The sequence below is a fragment of the Klebsiella variicola genome, assembly GCF_000828055.2.
In the GTDB taxonomy this organism is placed as follows: domain Bacteria; phylum Pseudomonadota; class Gammaproteobacteria; order Enterobacterales; family Enterobacteriaceae; genus Klebsiella; species Klebsiella variicola.
Genome location: NZ_CP010523.2, coordinates 1349119 through 1371278 on the forward strand (window position 1 = coordinate 1349119; position 22160 = coordinate 1371278).

Below are 22160 nucleotides of genomic sequence, written 5' to 3' on the forward strand. Positions count from 1 at the left end.
CGTTGTTCAGTGATGGGTGTCTGCCGGCTGGGCATTCAAGCCCACGCTGGCAACGTCCCTTCTTTTGATCATGGCAATGGCGAAAATCGCCACCAATCCGGGGACTGCGCAGAGAATGAAATTGAGCTGCAGTGGCAGGTTTATGCTCAGCATCAGGCCGCCCATTGCCGGGCCAGCCACGGCCCCGAAACGGCCAATTGCCGAACACCAACTCACGCCCGTCGCACGGATCTCGCTCGGGTACTGCTGTGCAGCGAAGGCATGGATGACGGCCAGGGTGCCGATGGTGGTGGCACCGGCGATCAGCAACATGGCGTTGAGCAACAGCGGGCCAGGCTTGATACCCAGCGTGCAGAGTGAGATCACCGCCAGCAGGAAGAACAGTATCAACGTGGGCTTGCAGCCCCAGCGATCGGCGAGCCAGCCACCACCCAGGGCGCCGAAGGTGGCGCCAATGTTCAAGGTCACAAGGAACATCAGGCTCGAACCCAGCGGGAAGCCACCGGCGACCATGATCTTCGGCAGCCAGGTATTGAGCCCATAGACCATCAGCATGCACATGCCAAACCCCAGCCACAGGAACACCGTACCCACGCCACGTCCTTCGGTGAACAGACGCGACAACGGTGCCGCGCTCGAAGTGCGTACGGGCGCATCGAAACGTACCTGGTCAGCGTTGACGGCGGGATCGATGCGTTTGAGCAGCGCACTGGCCGCGGCCTTGTCCTTTTTCAGCAGGAAGTTCAGCGACTCGGGCAGTTGGCGGTACATCCACGGCAGGAACAGCAGCGGGATGCCGCCCACCAGAAACGTTGCCTCCCATCCAAAGCGAGGAATGATAAACATGGCTACCAGAGCCGAAAAAATTGCCCCGATCGAGTAGAAGCTGAGCATGATGGTGGTCATTCGGCTGCGACGTGCTTTCGGTGTCAGGTCATTCATCAACGCGACGATGTTGGGGATCGCCCCGCCCAACCCGACGCCGGTGACGAAACGCAGAGTTGCGAAACTCTCCGCATCCCAGGCCCACGCGGTACCCAGCGTGCAAACACTGGCCAGCGTCATGGCGCTGAGAATAACTTTGCGCCGTCCCAGGCGATCTGCTAGCGGGCCGATGACGACAGCGCCGAACATCATGCCGAACAGCGCGGCACTGCCCATCCAGCCGGCAATGACCGGAGTCAATGCCCAATGCTCCATCAATTGCGGCACGACAGAGCCGTAGATGACCAGGTCATAGCCATCGAACAGCATGATGAAGGAACACCAGAACAGTAGGGTATAGTGGAGTTTTCCAAGCGGAGCGGAGCCCGCGACATCCAAGGCACGTCGTTGAGTCATTGTTGTATCTCTTATTGTTGTTATCGAGATTAGTGAGCGAGGCGCGGGCGGCGACCACGTTCACATGAGGTCAGTGAGGCTGGATGGTCAGGGTCGGCACCTCAATGACGGTGGGTTCATTGGCGTCCAGCGCAGTTCGTAGTGCCGCTTCGAAACTGTCCCGGGTATCGGTGTGTACGGCCTTGACCCCATAGCCTTTGGCAATGGCACAGAAGTCCAGGCCGGGAACGTCAAGACCAGGGGAGTCCTCGGCCTTGAGCACCCCGGCAAACCAGCGCAGGGCACCGTAGGTGCCGTTCTTGAGGATGATGAACACCACGGGGACCCGGTATTGCGCGGCAGTCCAGAGCGCGGTGATGCCGTAGTTGGCAGAGCCATCACCGATCAGTGCGACGACTCGGCGCTGCGGTTGGGCGAGCTGCACGCCAACGGCGGCCGGCAGGCCGAAGCCCAGGCCACCCGCTGCCGGGAAGTAATAGCTGCCTGGATGACGCAGGTTCATGCGCTGCCAGAATGCCGTGGTTGTCGAGGTCGATTCCTTGACATAGATGGCATCGTGCGGGGCGACCGCATCGAGTACATCGAACAGCGTTTCCGGGTGCAGGTGGTGCGGCTCGTCGGTGACACACTCAGGCGCAGCGAGTGCTTCTGGATACGGCCGGGACTGCTGGACGACTTCTTCGGCCAGCACGCGCAGGGTTTCCTTGATGTCGCCGACCAGCGCATGGCCCATGGGTGCTCGTGTAGCCTCTAGCGGATCGGAGGTGATGTGCAGCAGTTGCGCCCCGACCGGCAGGTAATCACCGGGGGCAAACTGGTGATAACGGAACACCGGCGCACCCACCACGATGATCAGGTCATGGCCTTGCAGGGTCTTGCTGATGCCAGCGATAGCTGCTGGCAGCACGCCCCGGAAGCTAGGGTGACGGGTAGGGAACGGGCAGCGCGACGCCGACGGGGCGATCCAGACGGGCATGCGCAGCTTGTCAGCCAGAGCCACTGCGTGGTCGTTGGACAGCGTCGCATCGACATCGGGGCCCAGTACCAGCACCGGATTGCGAGCGTCTTGCACTTGCTGGACCAGCACCTGCAGTTGCCGAGCGTCTGGCGTACCGGCCGTCTGCACGTCGCGCTCGATCAGGTGCTCGACGCCGGGTCCCGAAGGCTGATCCCAGTCATCGTAAGGAATCGACAGGTACACCGGTGCTTTCGGCGTGGTGTTCGCATAGTGGATCGCCTGGCTCAGGGCACGCGGTACGTCCTGGGCGTTGGCCGGCTCGTAGCTCCACTTCACCAGCGGCTTGGGCAGTTGCGTAGCATCGACGTTGGCCAGCATGGCCTCTACCCCGATCATCGGTCGCACTTGCTGACCCGCGGTGATCACCAGGGGGCTGTGCGAGTACCAGGAGTTGGTCAGCGCGCCCATACCGTTACCCGTGCCTGCCGCAGCATGCAGGTTGACGAACGCCGGCTTGCCGCTGGCCAGCGCATAACCGTCGGCCATGCCCACCACCGCACCTTCGTGAAGGCCGAGTACGTACTGAAAGTCTTCCGGGAAGCTCTTCAGGAACGGCAGTTCGTTGGAGCCGGGGTTGCCAAAGATGGTGGTCATGCCGTGGCGGCGCAGTAGCGCATATGCAGCGGAGTGAATTGTTTTCATAAAGTTAATATTCAGTAAATGTAATGTAGTTCAACTGTAGAAAGATGACTAAAATCGATCAAATAAATACTTTGACTTCAGCGCATAGACACTATCTATATACAACTGGAGATTAGCCAATGGCCGGTTTCGACCTCAACCTGATCACGACTTTCGTCACGCTTTATGAAACCCAGAGTGTCACCGTGGCTGCCGAGCGACTCTGCGTAACTCAGCCATCAGTGAGCTATGCATTGGCCAAACTCAGGGAACAGTTCGATGACGCCTTATTCGTACGTAACCAACAAGGCATGCAACCTACGCGGTTGGCTACTCAGCTCTATGAGGGATTCAAGGAAGCCAGCCGTAGCATCAATGATGCCGTTTCCGAGGCACGCAAATTTTCCCCATCAACCTCAAAGCGACGTTTTCGTCTTGCCTTGTCGGATTTGGGCGAAATTGCGTTGCTGCCAAGAGTGCTCGAACGTCTCAACCAGATGGCGCCCAGTATCGAGCTTGACATCGTGCCGCTTGAGATCGACCAGGTCGCAACATGGCTGAACGATGGGCATATCGACGCGGCTATCTGTAGTCAGATATTGCCGGGGGCCGGCATTACCCACCAAAGGCTGATGAGCGAGCAATACTGTTGCCTGGTCGATGACGCTCATCCACGTATTGGCACGCAGATGAATATGCAGCAATTTCTCGCCGAACCCCATGCAATTGTCACCCGAACATCCGGCCATGGCATGGTAGAAGACGTCCTGAAAAAAATGGCCGTCGAGCGCCGAGTGCGGCTACGCATCCCACATTTTTCGGTACTGCCAAAGATCATCCCCGGGACCGAGATGATCACTATCTTGCCCTATCGCATTGCCTGGAGCTTTTGCGAATTTCCAGGAGATAAGCCATTGAAAGTCGTCGATCTACCTTTCGAGGTACCATCTTTCGAAGTGACCCTGCACTGGCATTCGCGAAGTGAAAAATCCACTTCGCTGAAGTGGTTCTGCGAGCAGATTGAGGCTGCACTTGGTGAGCCTTAAGACCGCTACCGGCAGATTCTGTTGAAAAAGTAGCGGCCTCTCCGTGCCGACGGCAGAATCACTCTGTCGGTGAACGCGGGGACGAACAGCATGATGGGACCGCTACCGGGTGGACGGCGGCGCCTGTTCTACTCGTTCAATCTGGAAGACCATGTCCCAGTCCAACACCTCCTGCGCAGTATCGACCAGTGTCTGGTCTGCGTGATCTACTCAGCTACCTTGCGGATTTCTACAGCTCCATCGGACGCTCCTCGATCGACCCAAAGTTGATGATGCGGATGCTGGTCATTGGCTACTGCTACGTGGGCGATCGCTAATGGCGACAGGGATTTGTCCCGCGCAGCTCTCTCCGTTCTGGCAAAGGTAGCAGTCGTAATATCGCAAGATTTAAAGCGCTTAATCGATGACCCTGCTGTCGTTACTTTGCCCCGCCACGAAGCATACCGCAGCAATCTTGATTACCAGCGGCTTAGGCGCTGATGCCGTGAAAGTCGCAAGATCGTTATCGTTTACCAGGATAGAAACGGTGTCGAGACGCAGCGTACCGTCTGGCCGTTCATGATGGGCTTATGTCACAGGAGCGCAAGTGGTGATCGTATGGTGTGAACTGCGTGAAGACTTTAGGGTATTGCGAGACGAGCGGATCAAGGTCGTCAAGTTTTGTGAGATGCAATACCCAGTCCTCAGAGCCGTACTACGTAGAGACTGGATGCAGCGTCAAGCGCTGTTGGCAGTTCAGACAGGCTCTCAAAAGTGATGTTGATCCTTTATGGTATTTGTCATGGTTTTAAAGTTTTTCGTGCCTTGTAGGCTTCGGATTTACTGGTCTGTGCGGGGCTATTGATAATAGAGTGGGAGTCATCCCCGGTGTTAGCTGAATGAAACGAAACCCTCTGTTTTTACAGAGGGTTTTTTACTTTAGACATCCCTTCAATCCCGTCGTCCCAGAAGGTTATCTGGCAGGGTGAGGTTTCCCTGTGAATTCCCCGTTTGCGGTTCCGGCAGATGTTCAGCTGGCCCATTTTTTGCCGCCGCCGTGCGGAGCGCGGAAAGTTTACCCGGCTGTACCGTGCCCGCCCCGCGCACCATCGCCAGCGCCAGTCCGGCAACGATCAACGTTAACCCGGTGGACACCCACATTCCGCCGATAATGCCCAGCCGGTGGTTCAGCCATGCGTAGGCAAAGGGTGAGGCAGCCGCCATCAGTTGCCCGGGGATTAGCAGGATACCGGTGCGGCAGGCATAGCTTTCTGCGCTAAACAGCGCCAGCGGTAGCGTTGCTTTGACAATCGTCACCAGCCCGTTAATCGCGCCATAGCCCAGCACAAACCCGGCTGCGCATCCGGCATAAGCCGTGCTGCTCAATCCAAGGAGAAAACAGAGCGGCATGGCGAGCGCGGTAAAACGCGTCAGCGTGAGTGGGGTGACCCGGGGACCGGCCAGCACTTCCCCCAGCCGGGCGCCGGTCTGGCCGAATCCCCACAGCATACCGACGGCAACCGGCAGACCAAAGTGGCTGATAAACTCCGGCAGATGGGTGGAGGTGCCGTTAGAGATGAAGGTGATCAGCGCAATAAAGATCGCGTAACGCACTCCGTTACGCCGATCGCCCTCTGCTGTCGTCGTTGGGGCTATCATTTTCACCGATGTACTGAGTCGCTGGCGTGGCAACTGATAATTCAGACAGGCGCTCAGCAGGCCAAAAAGCGCATAGATCCGCAGGGCATCCTGCCAGGACATGACGGTTAATAACGCCTCGCCCAGCGGCCAGAAGAGGGCAGAGGCCAGACCGCCAGCGAGAGTGATATGAGAGATAGTTTTCCGCGCCTGCTGACCGTACAGATTCACCACTGCGGCGAACAGCGCATCATACAGCGAGAGCCGCATGCCGATGCCGGTCAGCAGCCAGGCGCCGTACCAGCCGGCCAGCGAAGGGCGCCAGGCCATCATGGCGCAGCTGGCGGCTATCAGTAAGGTTCCGCTGGTGACCACCAGCCTTCCGCCAAAGCGAGCCAGCAGCCTGGCAACGAACGGAGAAACAGCGGCCATCATCAGCATGGCGAGCGTCAGGCCGAGATAGATCTGCGGCAAGGACCATCCTTTGTCGGCGGCGATAGCCCCGGCAAAGGTGCCGGGCATATAAAAAGAGATCCCCCAGTTGATCAGTTGCTGACCACCCGCGGTGAAGGCGAGCCGTCGGGGAATAGCGCGTGTTTCCATGGTTTTCATTCCGTTAAGGCAGTTGTCCTGAGCATACCCGGCAGGCTATTGTTCTGGCAGAGCGGCCACCTTATGCGCGGTATAAGAGAAACTTTGTATGACAACACTGAACCTGGGAAACCTGGCGACCTTCCGGCTGGTCGTACAGCGCGGCAGCTTTTCTGCCGCCGCCGACGCGCTGGGGATCTCCCAACCTGCCGTTAGCCTGCAGGTGCGTCAGCTGGAGCAGTTTTTACAGACCCGTTTGCTGGAGCGTACCGGCCGCGGGATCAAGGCGACGGCGGCGGGAATGGCACTGCTGGCCCACAGCGAGCAGATCGATCGGGCGGTGAATAGCGCAATGCAGTCGGTCAGTGTATTCAGTCAGGAAGTTAATGGGGCGGTAACGCTGGGGACCGGCGCGACGGCCTGCATTCATCTTCTCCCGCCGCTGCTGCAGCATCTTCGTCAGCAGCATCCGCTGTTGACGGTGGGGGTGACCACCGGCAACACGCTGGATATCGTCCGGGCGGTGGAGGAAAATCGCCTCGATCTCGGGCTGGTTACCTTGCCCGTACAGGGGCGCAGTCTGGCGGTGACCTCAGTGGTTGACGAGGAGTTCGTGGTTATCCATGCCAGTCACGAGACGGGGACGCTGGCGGATTATACTCCTGCAGAACTGCTGGCGCTGCCGCTCATTGCCTTCGAAGCCGGCAGCGGCACCCGGGATCTGATTGACCGCTGGTTCCGCTCGGCGGGAGTGGCGGTCACGCCGGTGATGCAGTTGGGCAGCATCGAGGCGATTAAACGGATGGTGCGGGCAGGGCTGGGCTACAGCATCGTGCCCCGCATGGCGGTGGAGCAGGAGAAGGATCGCGACGGATTAAGCGTGCACTCGCTGGCGCCGCGGCTATATCGACAGCTGGCGGTAGTCATGCGTCAGGACAAAATTGTGACAAAAGGTATCGCGGAAATGCTGCGCCTGCTGCATGCCGTGCGCTGATAAATCGCCGACGGCAAAATTACCGCATCAAAGACAATACATCAGCAGCGAGCGACTCTGTCTGCGGAGTGTGGCGCTTCCAGTATTAGAATCAAAGGATTACTCGCGAGCGGAGGGCTCGACGGTGAGTGAAGACTCCTGCGACGCTTTTTTATCCTGGTGATGGTACCAGGCGCCGATGGAGGAGTAGACAAAGCGTCCAAAGAAGAAGAGAAAGCTGATAAGCAGTACGATACGGGTCATGCGACGGTTAAATCGATGTCGTTTACGCATACTGGGTGCCTGACTCACAAAAGGTTCCTTGAAGTATACCCGAAGATGGGCGATGGGGGTATTAAGGCACAGGAACGAGGTGGGGTCAATTGGTGCAGATGTAAAAGTGCCGCAGTGAAAACATTAATTAATGTTATATAAGATAATCATCGTATTTACATGCTCACTTTATTAGCAATAAAAAGGTAAAAAAATAAGTTTTATTAATGTTAGCGTCAGTATTTGTTGATTTATATCAACAGTCCCATTCTCTTGACCACTAAAATCAGCGAACATTACCGTATCGTTATTACTTATGCGGTCAGCATGGGGTGGTTGGATGCCTGCCTGAATATGCCTCGCAGGAGCAGAGGCTCTCTGTAGAGCACCTATGAATTTATTAAAATATTATCAACAATATCGCGACAAGTGGTGGGCTTTACCGCTTGTTCTGCCCTCGCTGTTATTACCCTTCGCCAGATGGGCGAATACCTACACCATGCTCAATGGCCACATGGTATTCCTTTATTATCTTCCTCTGGCATTAGTACTCAGCCTGATGATGTTTTTCGGTTGGGCGGCGATCCCGGGTATTATTATTGGCCTGCTGCTCACGCTGGCCCGAGGAATGACGCCCGAGCAGGCTATCGGCGTGTTGTTTCATTTTCTCATCCCCTGCGTGCTGTGCTGGGGCGGATATCGCATCTTTGTACCCCGGCGCCAGCAGGTCTCGCACGGTAACGTCAAACTGATGCCGCACCGTCTGTTCTGGCAGATGCTGCTTCCCTCGGTCATTTTTCTTATTCTGTCACAGATCGCTGAGTATCTGGGACTGCATCCACGTACGACGGAGATGACGGGGATTACGCCCTTTAGTTTACGGTCGTTAATCACCTTTCAGGCGTTGATGGTGGGGTGTCTGACGGGCGTGCCGCTGTGTTATTTTCTGCTGCGGATAATTCGGAATCCTTTTCATATTCGCGGATTTATTTCTCAGGTTCGCTTACAAATTGATCCAAAAATAAAAACAATTGAAATCATTTGCTGGGCGGCGATATTAATCCTGTTGCTGGGGCTATTATTGATGCCGCTTAATGATACCAGCACCATATTTAGTACGAATTATACGTTATCATTACTTATGCCGGTCATGCTCTGGGGAGCCATGCGTTTTGGCTATCGTTTTATCTCGCTGATCTGGACGCCGGTACTGATTGCCGTGATCCATTTTCATTACCGTTACTTACCGGTTTATCCAAGCTATAACACCCAACTGGCGATCACCTCCTCAAGCTATCTGGTCTTCTCGTTTATTGTCGCCTACACGGCGATGCTGGCGACACAGCAGCGGCTGATCTACGCTCGCGTCCGGCAGATGGCTTTCCTCGACCCGGTCGTACATATGCCTAATCTGCGGGCGCTGAGTCGGGCGCTCAATGGCACGAGCTGGTCGACGCTCTGTTTTTTGCGCATTCCTGAGCTGGAACTGCTGGGCCGCCACTACGGCGTATTGTTACGCATTCAGTATAAGCAAATGCTGGCGAACCACCTGAGCGCGTTACTGCAGCCTAACGAAGCGGTGTATCACCTTGCCGGCCATGACTTGGTTTTTCGCCTCAACAGTGAAGGGCATCAGGCGCGTATTCATTTGATCGACCGCTCCCTGCGGCAGTTCCGTTTCTACTGGGACGGGGTTCCCCTCCAGCCGCGGATCGGCATGAGCTATTGCAACGTGCGCTCACCGGTCAAACATCTGTATTTGCTGCTTGGCGAACTAAACACGATTGCCGACATGTCGCTGGCCAGCGGCCATCCGGAGAATATGCAGCGCCGCGGCGCCGGCCATGTTCAGCAGGATCTGAAAGATAAAGTGGTGATGATGAATCGCATCCTCAAGGCGCTGGAGCAAGACCACTTTGTCCTGATGGCGCAGCCTATCCAGGGCATCCGCGGCGATAACTACTATGAAGTGTTGCTGAGGATGGAAGGGGAGTCGGGCGAACTGACGGGGCCAAACGCGTTCCTGCCGGTGGCGCATGAGTTTGGCCTCTCCTCTCGTGTGGATCAGTGGGTCATTGAGCACACGCTAGCCTTTATGGATACCCACCGGCGGGCACTGCCCGGTCTGCGGCTGGCGATCAATCTCTCTCCGGTCACGTTGAGCCGCAGCCAGTTTCCTCAGGAAGTCGAAGCGCTGCTGCAGACGTACAACATTGAGCCATGGCAGATTATTTTCGAATTGACCGAGAACTATGCGCTCAGTAACCCTGAGCTGGTCTGTCAGACTTTAGAGCATCTGCGGGCGCTGGGCTGCCGGGTGGCGATCGATGATTTTGGTACCGGCTACGCCAGCTACGCCCGGTTAAAAACGATGAACGTCGACATTCTTAAAATCGACGGCAGCTTTATTCGCAATCTGCTTGCCAGCAGTCTCGATTACCAGGTGGTGGATTCTATTTGTCGTCTGGCGCGTATGAAGAACATGCAGGTGGTGGCTGAATATGTCGAGTCGCCGGAAATACGCCAGGCGGTCATCGCGCTGGGGATCGATTATTTGCAGGGCTACGATATCGGCGTACCGGTACCACTGGCGCAGCTGGCGGAAGGGATGACTGCCTGAAGCAGAAAAAAGCCGGGCGCGATGGCCCGGCATGGAGAATATTCAGGAGCGCCGATCAGGCGTCTGGCTCTTCTTCTGCAATCTTCAGCAGCCATTCCGGCACACCTTCCCAGTACTGCTGCTCTTTTTCCAGATCCAACAGCACCAGCGCATTCTGGCTAAACCAGTTATGCGGGAAGGTCAGCGTCCAGTGGTGAGCTTCCGTCTGCAGCCGCAGGGTCGGCGGCGTGGTGGTGGCCTGACGCTGGTTATTCAGCAGCACGCCCAGGCGCAGCAGCTGGATCAGCGGCAGAAACTGCTTTTTCCTGAACAGCGTAAAGCGCGGCAGGTCGTCGAGTTTTATCGCTTTGCGATGATAGCGCACCAGGGTGGCCATCAGCATCTGCTGCTCCTGGTTGAAGCCCGGCAGGTCGCTGTTCTGCAGAATGTAGGCCGAGTGGCGATGCATACCGCTATGGTTGATATTCAGCCCTACCTCATGGAGCATCACCGCCCACTTCAACAGCGCCGCAAGGTGCGGATTGGCCAGCTTGGGGTTCTGTTCCTGCCACTGTTCCAGCATATGGGTGGTGGTTTCCAGCACCCGGCGTGCCTGTTCGCGATCGATATTGTACTGATTCGCCAGACTCTGCGCTGTGCGGCTACGAATATCCTGGTGGCGGAAGCGGCCTTCCATTTCGTACAGCACGCCCTCACGCAGGGCGCCATCGGACAGACGAAGTTCTTTAATGGCTAGCGCGTCAAACACGCCGCACAGAATCGCCAGCCCCGGTGCAAAGACCGCTTTACGATCTTCAGAGAGGCCTGGCAGACTGAGCGCGTCGAAGTTTTTATGCTTCAGCAGCTCACTGACCAGCATTTCGAGGCGTTCCGGCGTAATAAACCCGTCCTTCTCACCCATGGCCACCAGCACTTCCTGCGCAGCTTTAATGGTGCCGGAGGCGCCCAGCGCCACGGTCCAGCCCTGAATACGGAACTGCCAGGCCAGGGTTTCCAGTTTTTGTACCGCCGCCAGGCGAGCACGCTGGAAATTTTCTTTATTGATTGTCCCGCCAGGGAAGTAGGCTTGCGAGAAGCTCACGCAGCCCATGCGACGGCTTTCCACCAGGCGGGGCTCAAAATCTTCACCGATGACCAGCTCGGTCGAACCGCCGCCGATATCAATCACCAGCTTACGACCGCGCTCCGGCTGCGTATGCTCAACGCCCATAAAAATCAGGCGCGCTTCTTCATTGCCGGAGATGATCTCGATCGGGTAGGGGATCACTTTTTCCGCGCGTTTAAGAAACTCTGCCGCGTTGGTCGCCTGACGCAGCGTATGCGTCCCGACGATGCAGACGCTGGAAGGGGAGAACCCTTGCAGACGTTCAGCAAACAGCGACAGGCAGTTCAGCCCGCGGGTCATCGCTTCTTCGCTCAACACCGAGTTTTCATCAAGGCCATCGGCCAGATGCACGCGCTGTTTCAGGCGTCCAATGATCTGCATGGCGCCATCGACGACACGGGCGATCACCATATGAAAACTGTTCGAACCAAGGTCGACCGCAGCGAATTCCTGCGGCCGAGGGGTTATTTCGTTTATTGGCATAGGTTAGTCGGGTTGTTCGAGTGATTTGAGATAATCGTAAATCGCCATCTGTGCACGCACTTTACGGCGATTGCCGCGCGGCACATAGCGATTACTCAGTTCTTTATCAAGATAGCGCGCTTTTACCGTATCGTTGAACAAGATATCAAAAATATCCAGCACTCGCTGTTTCAGACGCGGGTCGAGCAGCGGGGCGGCAACTTCAATACGGTAATCGATGTTACGCGTCATCCAGTCGGCAGAGGAGAGCCAGACCTGTTTATCGCCACCGTTTTCAAAACAGTAGACCCGGTCGTGCTCGAGGAAACGGTCAACGATGCTAATGACGCGGATATTATCGCTGATGCCTTCCAGTCCAGGGATCAGCGAGCACATGCCGCGGATCAACAGATTGACCGGCACGCCGGAGCTGGAGGCGGCGTACAGTCTGTCCACCAGCCCTTTATCCACCAGGTTGTTCAGCTTCAGCGTAATCCCGGAGGGTTGCCCGTTCTGCGCATTGGCGATCTCGCGATCGATCATCTCATACAGCAGACGGCGCGAGTTCTGCGGCGACACCAGCAGGTAATCGAAGCTGACCGGGCGGTAGGGGTTTTCAATAAAGTTAAACACGCGGCGGACTTCATTGGTAATGCGCGCATCGGCGGTTAACAGCGAATAGTCGGTGTAGATCCGCGCGGTCTTCTCGTTAAAGTTACCGGTACCGATATGGGCGTAGCGCACCACCTCATCGCCTTCTTTACGCGAGATAAGGAACAGCTTGGCGTGGATCTTCAGACCCGGCGCGGAGAAGATCACGTGGACCCCCGCTTCCGTCAGGCGTTTCGCCCAGTGAATGTTAGCCTCTTCATCGAAGCGTGCCTGCAGCTCCACCACCACGGTGACTTTTTTACCGTTATGGGCGGCGTGGATCATCGCGTCAATGATGCGCGAATCTTTGGCTACACGGTAGATGTTGATTTTGATCGCCAGTACGCTGGGGTCGAACGAGGCCTGACGCAGCAGCTCCAGCACATGCTCAAAAGTGTGATAGGGATAGTAGAGCAGGACGTCGCGTTCGCGGATGGCGTCGAAGCCGTTGCGGAATTTATCAAACCACAGATGACGCAGGCGCGGCATAGGCTTATTGACCAGATTAGCCTTACCCACATTCGGGAAGCCGATAAAGTCTTTAAAGTTGTGGTAGCGGCCGCCCGGCAGCATCGAGTCGTAATTGGAGATGGAGAGCTTATCGCGCAGCATTTCGACCATCGCGTCCGGCATATCGCGCTGGTAGACGAAGCGAACCGGCTCGGCGGTCAGGCGCTGCTTGAGGCTGGAAGACATCAGCTCCATCAGGCTCGACTCCATCTCATGCACCAGATCGTACTCGGCGTCACGGGTCATTTTCATCGAGTAGGCGTTCAGCGCATCGTAATCAAAGAAGCCTTTAAAGATATCATCCAGGCAGTAACGCAGGATGTTATCCAAGAGGATCATTGGCTTACGGCGGCGCGGCGCCTCCGGCGGCAGATTTACGAAGCGCGGCACTTTGTCTGACGGAATTTCCAGCAGGGCATAGTTGATGTTTTCCCCGCGGATAATCTCTACCGCCAGATAGGTGTAATCATCTTTCAGGAACTGCACGAGGTCCGTTTCGCGGTTAATCAGGATCGGCGAGATATGCTGACGCAAATACTGTTTGAAGTAGTTGCGCAGCCAGGCCTGCTGATTGACGGACAGCTGGCGCTCGTTGATGAGGAAGATCTGGTTGCGCGCCATCTCCAGCAGCAGTTCGTTATACAGACTATCGAATTCCTGATCGGCCTTCAGAACGCGGGCCTGGATTTTGCCTAACAGGTGGCGAGAATGGGCGGTACTGCCTTGTTCTTCACTGATAATAATCCGGCGCTTAAGCTCAGCGAAGCGCACTTTGTAAAACTCATCAAGGTTGTTGGAGTAGATCCCTAAGAAGCGCATGCGCTCAATCAGCGGGTTACTTTTGTCCGCCGCTTCCTGCAGCACGCGTTCGTTAAAAGACAACCAGCTGAGTTCTTTTTCGATGTATAGCTTTTCCTGGCCCATTACCGCTCACACTCCGTTTTACTCACAGGACGTAGACTATTATGACGAATTTTTCTGCATAGCGATTTACTGTGTCACAACAATATGACAGTAAGAAGAAATATTTCTGTGAGATGATTGATTAATAAACAATTTTAATTAAAAAAAAGCCCCGCGACAGGAAAAGGCGGGGCTGTTGTTCATTCTTCAGCGGCATAGCCCTGGGGCGGAAGTTGTCGTTCATCCAGCCAGGCGTGGTTGCCTGCCATGCGCAGACGCCCATCGACGAACCAGCTGATGACCAGCGGATAAATGGCATGTTCCTGGGCCTGAACCCGCGCCGTCACCTCATCTTCGCTGTCGCCAGCGAAGACCGGCACCTTGGCTTGCAGGATAACCGGACCGCCGTCCAGCTCATCAGTGACGAAGTGCACCGAGGTCCCATGTTCCTCATCACCGTTTTCCAGCACCTGACGATGAGTATGCAGGCCAGGATACTTCGGCAGTAACGAAGGATGGATGTTCAGCAGACGTCCCTGATAATGGCTGACGAACGCCGGGCTCAGGATACGCATATAGCCCGCCAGCACTACCAAATCCGGGGCGTAGGCGTCGATTTCATGCATCAGCTGACGATCGAATGCTTCCCGGTCAGCAAACTGACTTTGCGCCAGCGCGTGGGCCGGGATGCCGGCCGCGCGCGCGCGTTCAAGGCCGAACGCATCAGCCTTGTTACTGAATACCGCCCGCAGGGTGCCGTTTATCTGTTTCCGGCCGCAGGCGTCGATGATCGCCTGCAAATTGCTGCCGCTACCGGAAATCAGCACCACGATGTTTTTCATGCAATGACCACACGCTGTTCGGAATCGGAAGCTTTGATATACCCGATTTTCCACGCGTTTTCACCTTTCTCGTTCAGCAGGGCAATGGCCTTGTCTGCTTCTGCAGCCGGCAGGGCGATAACCATCCCCACGCCGCAGTTAAAGGTACGGTACATTTCATGCTGGCTGACGTTACCGGCGGTTTGCAGCCAGTTGAAGACGGACGGCCACTGCCAGGAGGACTCATCAATGATCGCCTGGGTGTTATCCGGCAGCACGCGCGGAATATTTTCCCAGAAACCGCCGCCGGTCAGGTGGGCGATAGCGTGGACGTCAACGCTGGCGATCAGATCGAGCACCGATTTCACATAGATGCGGGTTGGCGCCAGCAGATGGTCGGCCAGCGGTTTGCCGTCAAGGTTGGTGGTCTGCGGGTCAACGCCGCTAACCTCAATGATCTTACGCACCAGTGAATAGCCGTTAGAGTGCGGGCCGCTGGACGCCAGCGCCACCAGCACGTCGCCGTCGGCCACTTTGCTGCCGTCGATGATTTCTGATTTTTCCACCACCCCGACGCAGAAACCCGCTACGTCGTAATCTTCACCGTGATACATCCCCGGCATTTCTGCGGTTTCACCGCCCACCAGCGCGCAACCGGACTGCAGGCAGCCTTCGGCGATGCCGTTAATGACGCTGGCCGCGGTATCGACGTCCAGTTTACCGGTCGCGTAATAATCCAGGAAAAACAGCGGCTCAGCACCCTGAACCACCAGGTCGTTCACGCACATGGCGACCAGGTCGATGCCGATGGTGTCGTGACGCTTCAGATCCATTGCCAGACGCAGCTTGGTACCGACGCCGTCGGTGCCGGAGACCAGTACCGGCTCGCGGTATTTCTGCGGCAGTGCGCACAGCGCGCCGAATCCGCCCAGTCCCCCCATCACTTCCGGGCGACGGGTTTTCTTCACCACGCCCTTAATACGGTCGACGAGAGCGTTGCCTGCATCAATATCCACGCCGGCATCTTTATAGCTGAGAGAGGTTTTGTCGGTCACTGCGAAGTCTCCACGCGTTTGCGGTAAGCAAGAAAAATCGGCGCAATTCTAACAGGGAAAGCAAACGTTTGCGAGCCTGCTTTACAGTCGGCGTGAAACAGCGGATGGATGGTCAAATTTGATACTGCTCACGAAAATGAAACCGGGTACAGTCTTGTGCTTGCCTCAGCGTAAAGGAATCCTCATCATAAAACTGAAACCGGTTTCTGTGTTGGTTTGCCACGCATTTTGCCAGTGATTGACGCTGGTCAGGAGAGGGATGAATGAAAATTGCGGCATTTGATATCGGTGGCACCGCATTAAAGATGGGCGTGATGACCCGCGATGGCAGGCTACTGGAAAGCGCGAAGCAGTCGATCAATGACAGCGATGGCGATCATATCTTACAGGTAATGCTGTCATGGCTGGCGGCCCACCCGTCGTGTGAAGGGGTAGCCATCAGCGCGCCAGGCTATGTTGAGCCGCACAGCGGCTTTATCACCATGGGCGGCGCTATTCGTCGATTTGATAACTTCGCCATGAAAGCATGGCTTGAAGCCCGGACCGGACTGCCGGTCTCAGTTGAAAATGATGCCAACTGTGTGCTGCTGGCCGAGCGCTGGCAGGGCAAAGCGGCGGAAATGGCCAATTTTCTGGTACTCACCATTGGCACCGGCATTGGTGGGGCGATTTATTGCCATCATCAGTTGGTTCACGGGGCGCGTTTTCGCGCCGGTGAGTTCGGCTACATGCTCACCGACCGTCCCGGCGGACGCGATCCTCGTCGCTATTCGATGAATGAGAACTGCACCCTCAGAGTGCTGCGCCATCGCTATGCGGAACATATCGCTGCGCCGCTGGAGAGCGTGACAGGCGAAATGATTTTTGACCGCTATGACGCCGGCGACCCGGTTTGCCAGCGTCTGGTCGCCGAGTTCTTCAATGGCCTGGGCCATGGCCTTTATAACCTCGTTAATATCTTCGATCCGCAGACCATTTTTATCGGCGGCGGCATTGTGGAACGTCCAGGATTTCTGGCGCTGCTGCGCCAGCATCTGGCCTGGTTTGGCATTGCCGACTATCTCGATACCGTCAGTCACGGCAACGATGCCGGCCTGATTGGCGCGGTTTACCATTTCAATCAGCACTATCGTTCGCCTGGCGACGATCGACATTAGGGAGAGACTATGTCCGGATTTAAAGCAGATTTTCTGTGGGGCGGCGCGGTCGCCGCGCATCAGTTAGAGGGCGGCTGGCAGGAGGGCGGCAAGGGGATCAGCGTGGCGGATGTGATGACTGCCGGCGCCCACGGCGTGCCGCGTGAAATTACCGACGGCGTGGTGGCGGGGAAAAACTACCCGAACCATGAGGCGATCGATTTTTATCATCGTTATCCGGAGGACCTGGCGCTGTTTGCCGAGATGGGCTTCAAATGTTTTCGCACCTCGATTGCCTGGACGCGTATTTTCCCGCAGGGCGATGAGCTGGAGCCCAACGAGGCTGGCCTGCAGTTTTACGATGATCTGTTCGACGAATGCCTGAAGCACGGCATTGAGCCCGTGATTACGCTGTCGCATTTTGAAATGCCTTATCACCTGGTCACCGAGTATGGCGGCTGGCGCAACCGGAAGCTGATCGACTTTTTCGTGCGCTTTGCCAGGGTCGTCTTCACCCGCTATCAACATAAAGTGAAGTACTGGATGACCTTTAACGAGATCAACAACCAGGCCAACTTCCATGAGGACTTTGCCCCCTTCACCAACTCCGGTTTGAAATATTTGCCGGATGAAGACCGGGAACCGGTGATGTACCAGGCCGCGCACTATGAGCTGGTGGCCAGCGCCCTGGCGGTGAAAGCGGCGCGCGAGATCAACCCTGCACTGCAGATTGGCTGCATGATCGCTATGTGTCCGATCTATCCGCTGACCTGCGCGCCAGACGATATGATGATGGCGATGAACGCCATGCACCGCCGTTACTGGTTTACCGACGTTCATGTGCGCGGCCGCTATCCGCAGCATCTGCTCAACTATTTTGCCCGCCGCGGCTTTACCTTGGATATCACCGAAGCCGATCGTCAGGCGTTAACTGAGGGCTGTGTCGACTACATTGGCTTTAGCTACTATATGTCGTTCGCCACCAAAGCCACCGAAGATAACCCCTTGCTCGACTATGATGAAACCACCAGCCTGGTCTCCAACCCGTATGTGAAAAAGTCGGACTGGGGATGGCAGATTGACCCGGTTGGCCTGCGCTATTCGCTGAACTGGTTCTGGGATCACTACCAGTTGCCGCTGTTTATTGTCGAAAATGGTTTTGGCGCGATCGATGTCCGTGAAGCGGACGGCAGCGTCAATGACCAGTATCGTATCGATTATCTCTCCGCCCATATCGCGGAGATGAAAAAGGCGGTGGTCGAGGATGGCGTTGATCTGATGGGCTACACCCCGTGGGGCTGTATCGATCTGGTTTCCGCCGGCACAGGGGAAATGAAAAAACGCTACGGCTTCATTTATGTCGATAAAGATAATGAAGGCAATGGCTCGCTGGCTCGCAGCCGGAAAAAGTCCTTTGCCTGGTATCAACAGGTGATTGCCAGCAACGGGGAGAACCTGTCGTAGTCGGGTGGCGCTAACGCTTAACCGACCTACAATACACGTAGGCCCGCGTAAGCGTATGGACTGCACCCCGCACCCAAGCCGGAGCCTTGCCTCCGGTTTTTTTGTCTCTAAATCACTTTGCTTGATATACGTCAAGCAAGATGGGTATGGCACAATCCGCAAAAAGCGGTATAATCCCGCGATTTTTTTTGTGGCCGCCCCTCAGAGGAGAAAGAGAATGAAGATTGTGGAAGTCAAACACCCACTCGTCAAACACAAGCTGGGCCTGATGCGCGAGCACGACATCAGCACCAAACGCTTCCGTGAACTCGCCTCAGAAGTGGGCAGCTTACTGACTTATGAAGCCACCGCCGATCTGGCGACCGAGAAAGTGACCATCGAAGGCTGGAATGGCCCGGTGGAAGTTGAGCAGATCAAGGGCAAGAAAATTACCGTTGTGCCTATCCTCCGCGCAGGCCTTGGCATGATGGAAGGGGTACTGGAGCATGTCCCCAGCGCGCGTATCAGCGTGGTGGGTATCTATCGTAATGAAGAGACTCTCGAGCCGGTACCTTACTTCCAGAAGCTGGTGTCCAACATTGATGAGCGTATGGCGCTGGTGGTTGACCCGATGCTGGCCACCGGTGGGTCGATGATCGCCACTATCGATCTGCTGAAAAACGCTGGCTGCACCAGCATCAAGGTGCTGGTACTGGTGGCGGCGCCGGAAGGGATTGCCGCGCTGGAGAAAGCGCACCCGGACGTTGAGCTGTACACCGCCTCTGTCGATAAGGGGCTGAATGAACATGGGTACATCATTCCCGGTCTCGGCGATGCCGGCGACAAGATCTTTGGTACGAAATAATCGAATAACGATAAATAAGCCGACTTTGAAAGTCGGCTTTTTTTTGAATAAAACACACATAACTAACCATCTCAGAGGAAAACACTATGACGCGCCGTGCTATCGGGGTGAGTGAAAGACCGCCGCTTTTACAGACTATCCCGCTTAGTTTGCAGCACCTGTTTGCTATGTTTGGCGCAACGGTGCTGGTGCCAATCCTGTTCCACATCAACCCGGCCACCGTCCTGCTGTTTAACGGTATTGGTACGCTGTTGTACCTCTTTATCTGTAAAGGCAAAATCCCGGCGTATCTGGGATCGAGTTTCGCCTTTATTTCTCCAGTACTGCTGCTGTTGCCGCTGGGCTACGAAGTGGCGCTGGGTGGTTTTATTATGTGCGGCGTGCTGTTCTGCCTCGTCTCCTTTATTGTCAAAAAAGCCGGTACCGGCTGGCTGGATGTGATGTTCCCGCCGGCGGCGATGGGCGCCATCGTGGCGGTTATCGGCCTCGAACTGGCGGGTGTGGCGGCTAATATGGCCGGGCTGCTGCCAGCCGACGGTCAAGCCCCCGACAGCAAAACCATTATTATTTCGATGGTAACGCTGGCGGTGACGGTATTTGGTTCTGTGCTGTTCCGCGGCTTCCTGGCGATTATTCCAATCCTGATTGGCGTGCTGGTGGGCTATGCGTTGTCGTTTGTGATGGGCGTGGTCGATACCACCCCGATCGCCGAGGCGCACTGGTTCGCGCTGCCGACCTTCTACACGCCGCGCTTTGAGTGGTTTGCTATCTTCACCATTCTGCCCGCCGCGCTGGTGGTGATTGCTGAGCACGTCGGGCACCTGGTGGTGACCGCCAATATCGTTAAGCGCGATCTGATCCGCGACCCGGGTCTGCATCGTTCGATGTTTGCCAATGGCCTGTCGACGATCATCTCCGGCTTCTTCGGTTCGACGCCCAACACCACCTACGGTGAAAATATCGGCGTGATGGCGATTACCCGGGTTTACAGTACCTGGGTTATTGGCGGCGCGGCGATCATTGCGATTCTGCTCTCCTGCGTCGGCAAACTGGCGGCGGCTATCCAAATCATTCCGGTACCGGTGATGGGGGGCGTTTCGCTACTGCTGTACGGGGTGATCGGCGCCTCGGGGATCCGCGTACTGATTGAATCGAAGGTGGATTACAGTAAAGCGCAGAATCTGATCCTCACCTCCGTGATCCTGATCATCGGCGTCAGCGGCGCTAAAGTACACATTGGCGCCGCCGAGCTGAAAGGGATGGCGCTGGCGACCATCGTGGGCATCGCGCTGAGCCTGATTTTCAAGCTTATCAGCGTCCTGCGTCCGGAAGAGGTGGTCCTCGACGCGGCGGATAGCGAAGAGGTTAAATAACGATCTCCTGACCGGGCGGCGATCCCGCCCGGTTCTCTCCTGACCTAAATCTGTGGTAAACTCTCCGCGTTTTTCTGTAAGCCTATGTTGAGGTCCATCTGAACGCACCGGCACAGCTCTCTTTGCCACTGTATCTTCCTGACGACGAAACCTTCGCAAGTTTCTGGCCGGGTGATAATCCTTCCCTACTTGCTGCCCTCCAGAACGTACTGCGCCAGGAACACAGCGGGTACATTTATATCTGGTCACGTGAAGGGGCAGGTCGCAGCCACCTGTTACACGCCGCCTGCGCCGAGCTTTCCCAGCGCGGGGATGCGGTGGGCTACGTGCCGCTGGATAAACGGACGTGGTTTGTGCCCGAGGTACTGGAGGGGATGGAACAGCTGGCGCTGGTCTGCATTGATAATATTGAATGCGTCGCCGGGGATGAGCCCTGGGAAATGGCCATCTTTAATCTCTACAACCGGATCCTGGAATCAGGCAAAACCCGACTGCTGATCACCGGCGATCGGCCGCCGCGGCAGCTGAATCTTGGTCTGCCGGACCTCGCCTCACGGCTGGACTGGGGGCAGATCTATAAGCTGCAGCCGCTGTCGGATGAAGACAAACTGCAGGCGCTGCAGCTACGCGCCAGACTGCGCGGCTTCGAGATGCCGGAAGACGTGTGCCGCTTCCTGCTGAAGCGGCTGGATCGCGAGATGCGCTCGCTGTTTATGACCCTCGATCAGCTGGATCACGCCTCGATTACCGCCCAGCGCAAGCTGACGATCCCCTTCGTGAAAGAGATCCTTAAGCTCTAGTCCGCCAGTGGGGCCAGCTCCTGCTCCGTCAGTCCGGTCAGATGAGCGACCAGATCGCGCGCCAGGCCACTGTGTAGCATGGCGGCGGCGATACGCTGTGCCTCTTCTTTCCGGCCTTCCTGTCGCCCCTGCGCCAGTCCCCGCTCCAGTCCCTGTTGCTCGAGATATTCCGCAATCGTCATCAACGTCTCCTTATGTTGCGGCGTACGTAACGCCAGTTCGCGTATGAACTTGATCGGCTCGCGCGTATTGCCTGCCTGCACCAGATAGTGCATCAGGGCTTGTACCTGCGATTGTGTCGCCAGTCCAGTCAATAATAATTCGCTCAGCTTGTCGAGGAGCTGCGCCAGATCGCGTTGTCGAATATGTTTTTGCAGTAACTCCAGCGTTGCCATGCGCTGGTGAGTGGCAATGTCGTCATCCGGAATGATGGTAATGTCCGCCAGCGGAAACGCTTCGTGATAAAGACGGTTGGCCAGTTCCGGGGCGGCGAATTCATCGAGCCAGCGTAGAGAGTATGGGTAGGGGCTGGCCAGACCGTGGTAGAAGAGGACAGGGATCACCAGCGGTAGTTGATCGTGACCGGCATCGAGATGACGCTGCATGGCGGCGATGGCATAGCGCATCAGACGAAAGGCCATATGCCGGTCGGGCGTGCTCTGGTGTTCGATAAGCGCATAAATATAACCGTCTCCCGCCGTGGTTTTCAGGGAATACAAAATGTCGGCATAAAAGGGGCGCAGATCGTCTTCGACAAAATGCCCCGACTCGAGATGCAGCGTACGCAGATCGCATACTTTAAGCAGCGTTTCGGGCAGATACAGTTGCAGGAAATCGCGGGCGGTATCGGGATGGGAGAGGTAGGTTTTAAACACCGCGTCATGGGGCGTGGAGGTCGGTTTTTTCATGTTCATCCGTCCAGTGGATTGAGCGATA

The 22160-nt window shown here is 56.3% G+C and carries 16 protein-coding genes and 2 pseudogenes; 9 read left to right on the top strand and 9 right to left on the bottom strand.

Going from position 1 to position 22160, the window contains the following annotated elements:
* Positions 1-6 precede the first annotated feature (6 nt).
* The gene (locus SP68_RS06465) at positions 7-1341 is read right to left on the bottom strand and encodes an MFS transporter (RefSeq protein ID WP_022064979.1); all 1335 of its coding nucleotides are present in this window, start codon (positions 1339-1341) and stop codon (positions 7-9) included.
* A 70-nt stretch (positions 1342-1411) separates the two neighbouring features.
* The gene (gene mdlC, locus SP68_RS06470; RefSeq protein WP_022064980.1) at positions 1412-3001 is read right to left on the bottom strand and encodes a benzoylformate decarboxylase; all 1590 of its coding nucleotides are present in this window, start codon (positions 2999-3001) and stop codon (positions 1412-1414) included.
* A gap of 119 nt (positions 3002-3120) precedes the next feature.
* Here mdlC and SP68_RS06475 point away from each other — a divergent pair, with 119 nt between their 5' ends.
* Both SP68_RS06475 and SP68_RS26125 read left to right on the top strand, forming a co-directional pair.
* Positions 3121-4026, top strand: coding sequence for a LysR family transcriptional regulator (locus tag SP68_RS06475; protein WP_008803817.1), 906 nt, complete (start codon positions 3121-3123; stop codon positions 4024-4026).
* Positions 4027-4116: 90 nt separating this feature from the next.
* A pseudogene (locus SP68_RS26125) lies at positions 4117-4328 on the top strand (transposase); the annotation flags it as partial.
* 628 nt (positions 4329-4956) lie between these two features.
* Here SP68_RS26125 and SP68_RS06480 read toward each other — a convergent pair.
* Positions 4957-6246 (bottom strand): MFS transporter, encoded by a 1290-nt coding sequence (locus SP68_RS06480; protein WP_022064981.1) that lies wholly within the window; start codon positions 6244-6246, stop codon positions 4957-4959.
* A gap of 72 nt (positions 6247-6318) precedes the next feature.
* Here SP68_RS06480 and SP68_RS06485 point away from each other — a divergent pair.
* Positions 6319-7228, top strand: a pseudogene (locus SP68_RS06485) (LysR family transcriptional regulator).
* Between the two features lie 99 nt (positions 7229-7327).
* Here the strand turns inward: SP68_RS06485 and SP68_RS06490 are convergent.
* Complete coding sequence (locus SP68_RS06490) at positions 7328-7501, bottom strand: YfgG family protein (RefSeq protein WP_012967451.1); 174 nt, start codon at positions 7499-7501, stop codon at positions 7328-7330.
* A gap of 370 nt (positions 7502-7871) precedes the next feature.
* Here SP68_RS06490 and SP68_RS06495 point away from each other — a divergent pair, with 370 nt between their 5' ends.
* Positions 7872-10100 (top strand): sensor domain-containing phosphodiesterase, encoded by a 2229-nt coding sequence (locus SP68_RS06495; protein WP_040968775.1) that lies wholly within the window; start codon positions 7872-7874, stop codon positions 10098-10100.
* 55 nt (positions 10101-10155) lie between these two features.
* Here SP68_RS06495 and ppx read toward each other — a convergent pair whose 3' ends face one another.
* From ppx to purM, 4 genes are all read right to left on the bottom strand, one after another.
* Complete coding sequence (gene ppx, locus SP68_RS06500; RefSeq protein WP_008803823.1) at positions 10156-11688, bottom strand: exopolyphosphatase; 1533 nt, start codon at positions 11686-11688, stop codon at positions 10156-10158.
* 3 nt (positions 11689-11691) lie between these two features.
* A complete protein-coding gene (gene ppk1 / locus SP68_RS06505; protein ID WP_004890441.1) occupies positions 11692-13752 on the bottom strand; it encodes a polyphosphate kinase 1 in 2061 nt (686 codons plus the stop codon).
* A 179-nt stretch (positions 13753-13931) separates the two neighbouring features.
* Entirely contained in the window at positions 13932-14573 is a 642-nt protein-coding gene (gene purN / locus SP68_RS06510) for a phosphoribosylglycinamide formyltransferase (protein WP_012540904.1), read from the bottom strand.
* Positions 14570-15607 (bottom strand): phosphoribosylformylglycinamidine cyclo-ligase, encoded by a 1038-nt coding sequence (purM, locus tag SP68_RS06515; protein WP_022064639.1) that lies wholly within the window; start codon positions 15605-15607, stop codon positions 14570-14572. The genes purN and purM overlap by 4 nt, the downstream gene beginning before the upstream one ends.
* 263 nt (positions 15608-15870) lie before the next feature.
* Here purM and bglK point away from each other — a divergent pair, with 263 nt between their 5' ends.
* From bglK to SP68_RS06540, 5 genes are all read left to right on the top strand, one after another.
* Positions 15871-16764, top strand: a complete 894-nt coding sequence (bglK, locus tag SP68_RS06520) for a beta-glucoside kinase BglK (RefSeq protein WP_022064638.1) — start codon at positions 15871-15873, stop codon at positions 16762-16764.
* 9 nt (positions 16765-16773) lie between these two features.
* A complete protein-coding gene (locus SP68_RS06525) occupies positions 16774-18207 on the top strand; it encodes a 6-phospho-beta-glucosidase (protein WP_022064637.1) in 1434 nt (477 codons plus the stop codon).
* Positions 18208-18424: 217 nt separating this feature from the next.
* Positions 18425-19051: a uracil phosphoribosyltransferase gene (gene upp / locus SP68_RS06530; RefSeq protein ID WP_004201927.1), complete on the top strand. Its 627-nt coding sequence runs from the start codon at positions 18425-18427 to the stop codon at positions 19049-19051.
* 86 nt (positions 19052-19137) lie between these two features.
* Positions 19138-20424, top strand: a complete 1287-nt coding sequence (gene uraA, locus SP68_RS06535) for a uracil permease (protein WP_012540908.1) — start codon at positions 19138-19140, stop codon at positions 20422-20424.
* A gap of 98 nt (positions 20425-20522) precedes the next feature.
* Entirely contained in the window at positions 20523-21224 is a 702-nt protein-coding gene (locus tag SP68_RS06540) for a DnaA inactivator Hda (RefSeq protein ID WP_020947395.1), read from the top strand.
* On the opposite strand, the gene SP68_RS06545 is transcribed toward SP68_RS06540, so the two are convergent.
* Positions 21221-22132: an Rpn family recombination-promoting nuclease/putative transposase gene (locus SP68_RS06545; RefSeq protein ID WP_022064636.1), complete on the bottom strand. Its 912-nt coding sequence runs from the start codon at positions 22130-22132 to the stop codon at positions 21221-21223. The genes SP68_RS06540 and SP68_RS06545 overlap by 4 nt on opposite strands.
* Positions 22133-22160: the final 28 nt, after the last annotated feature.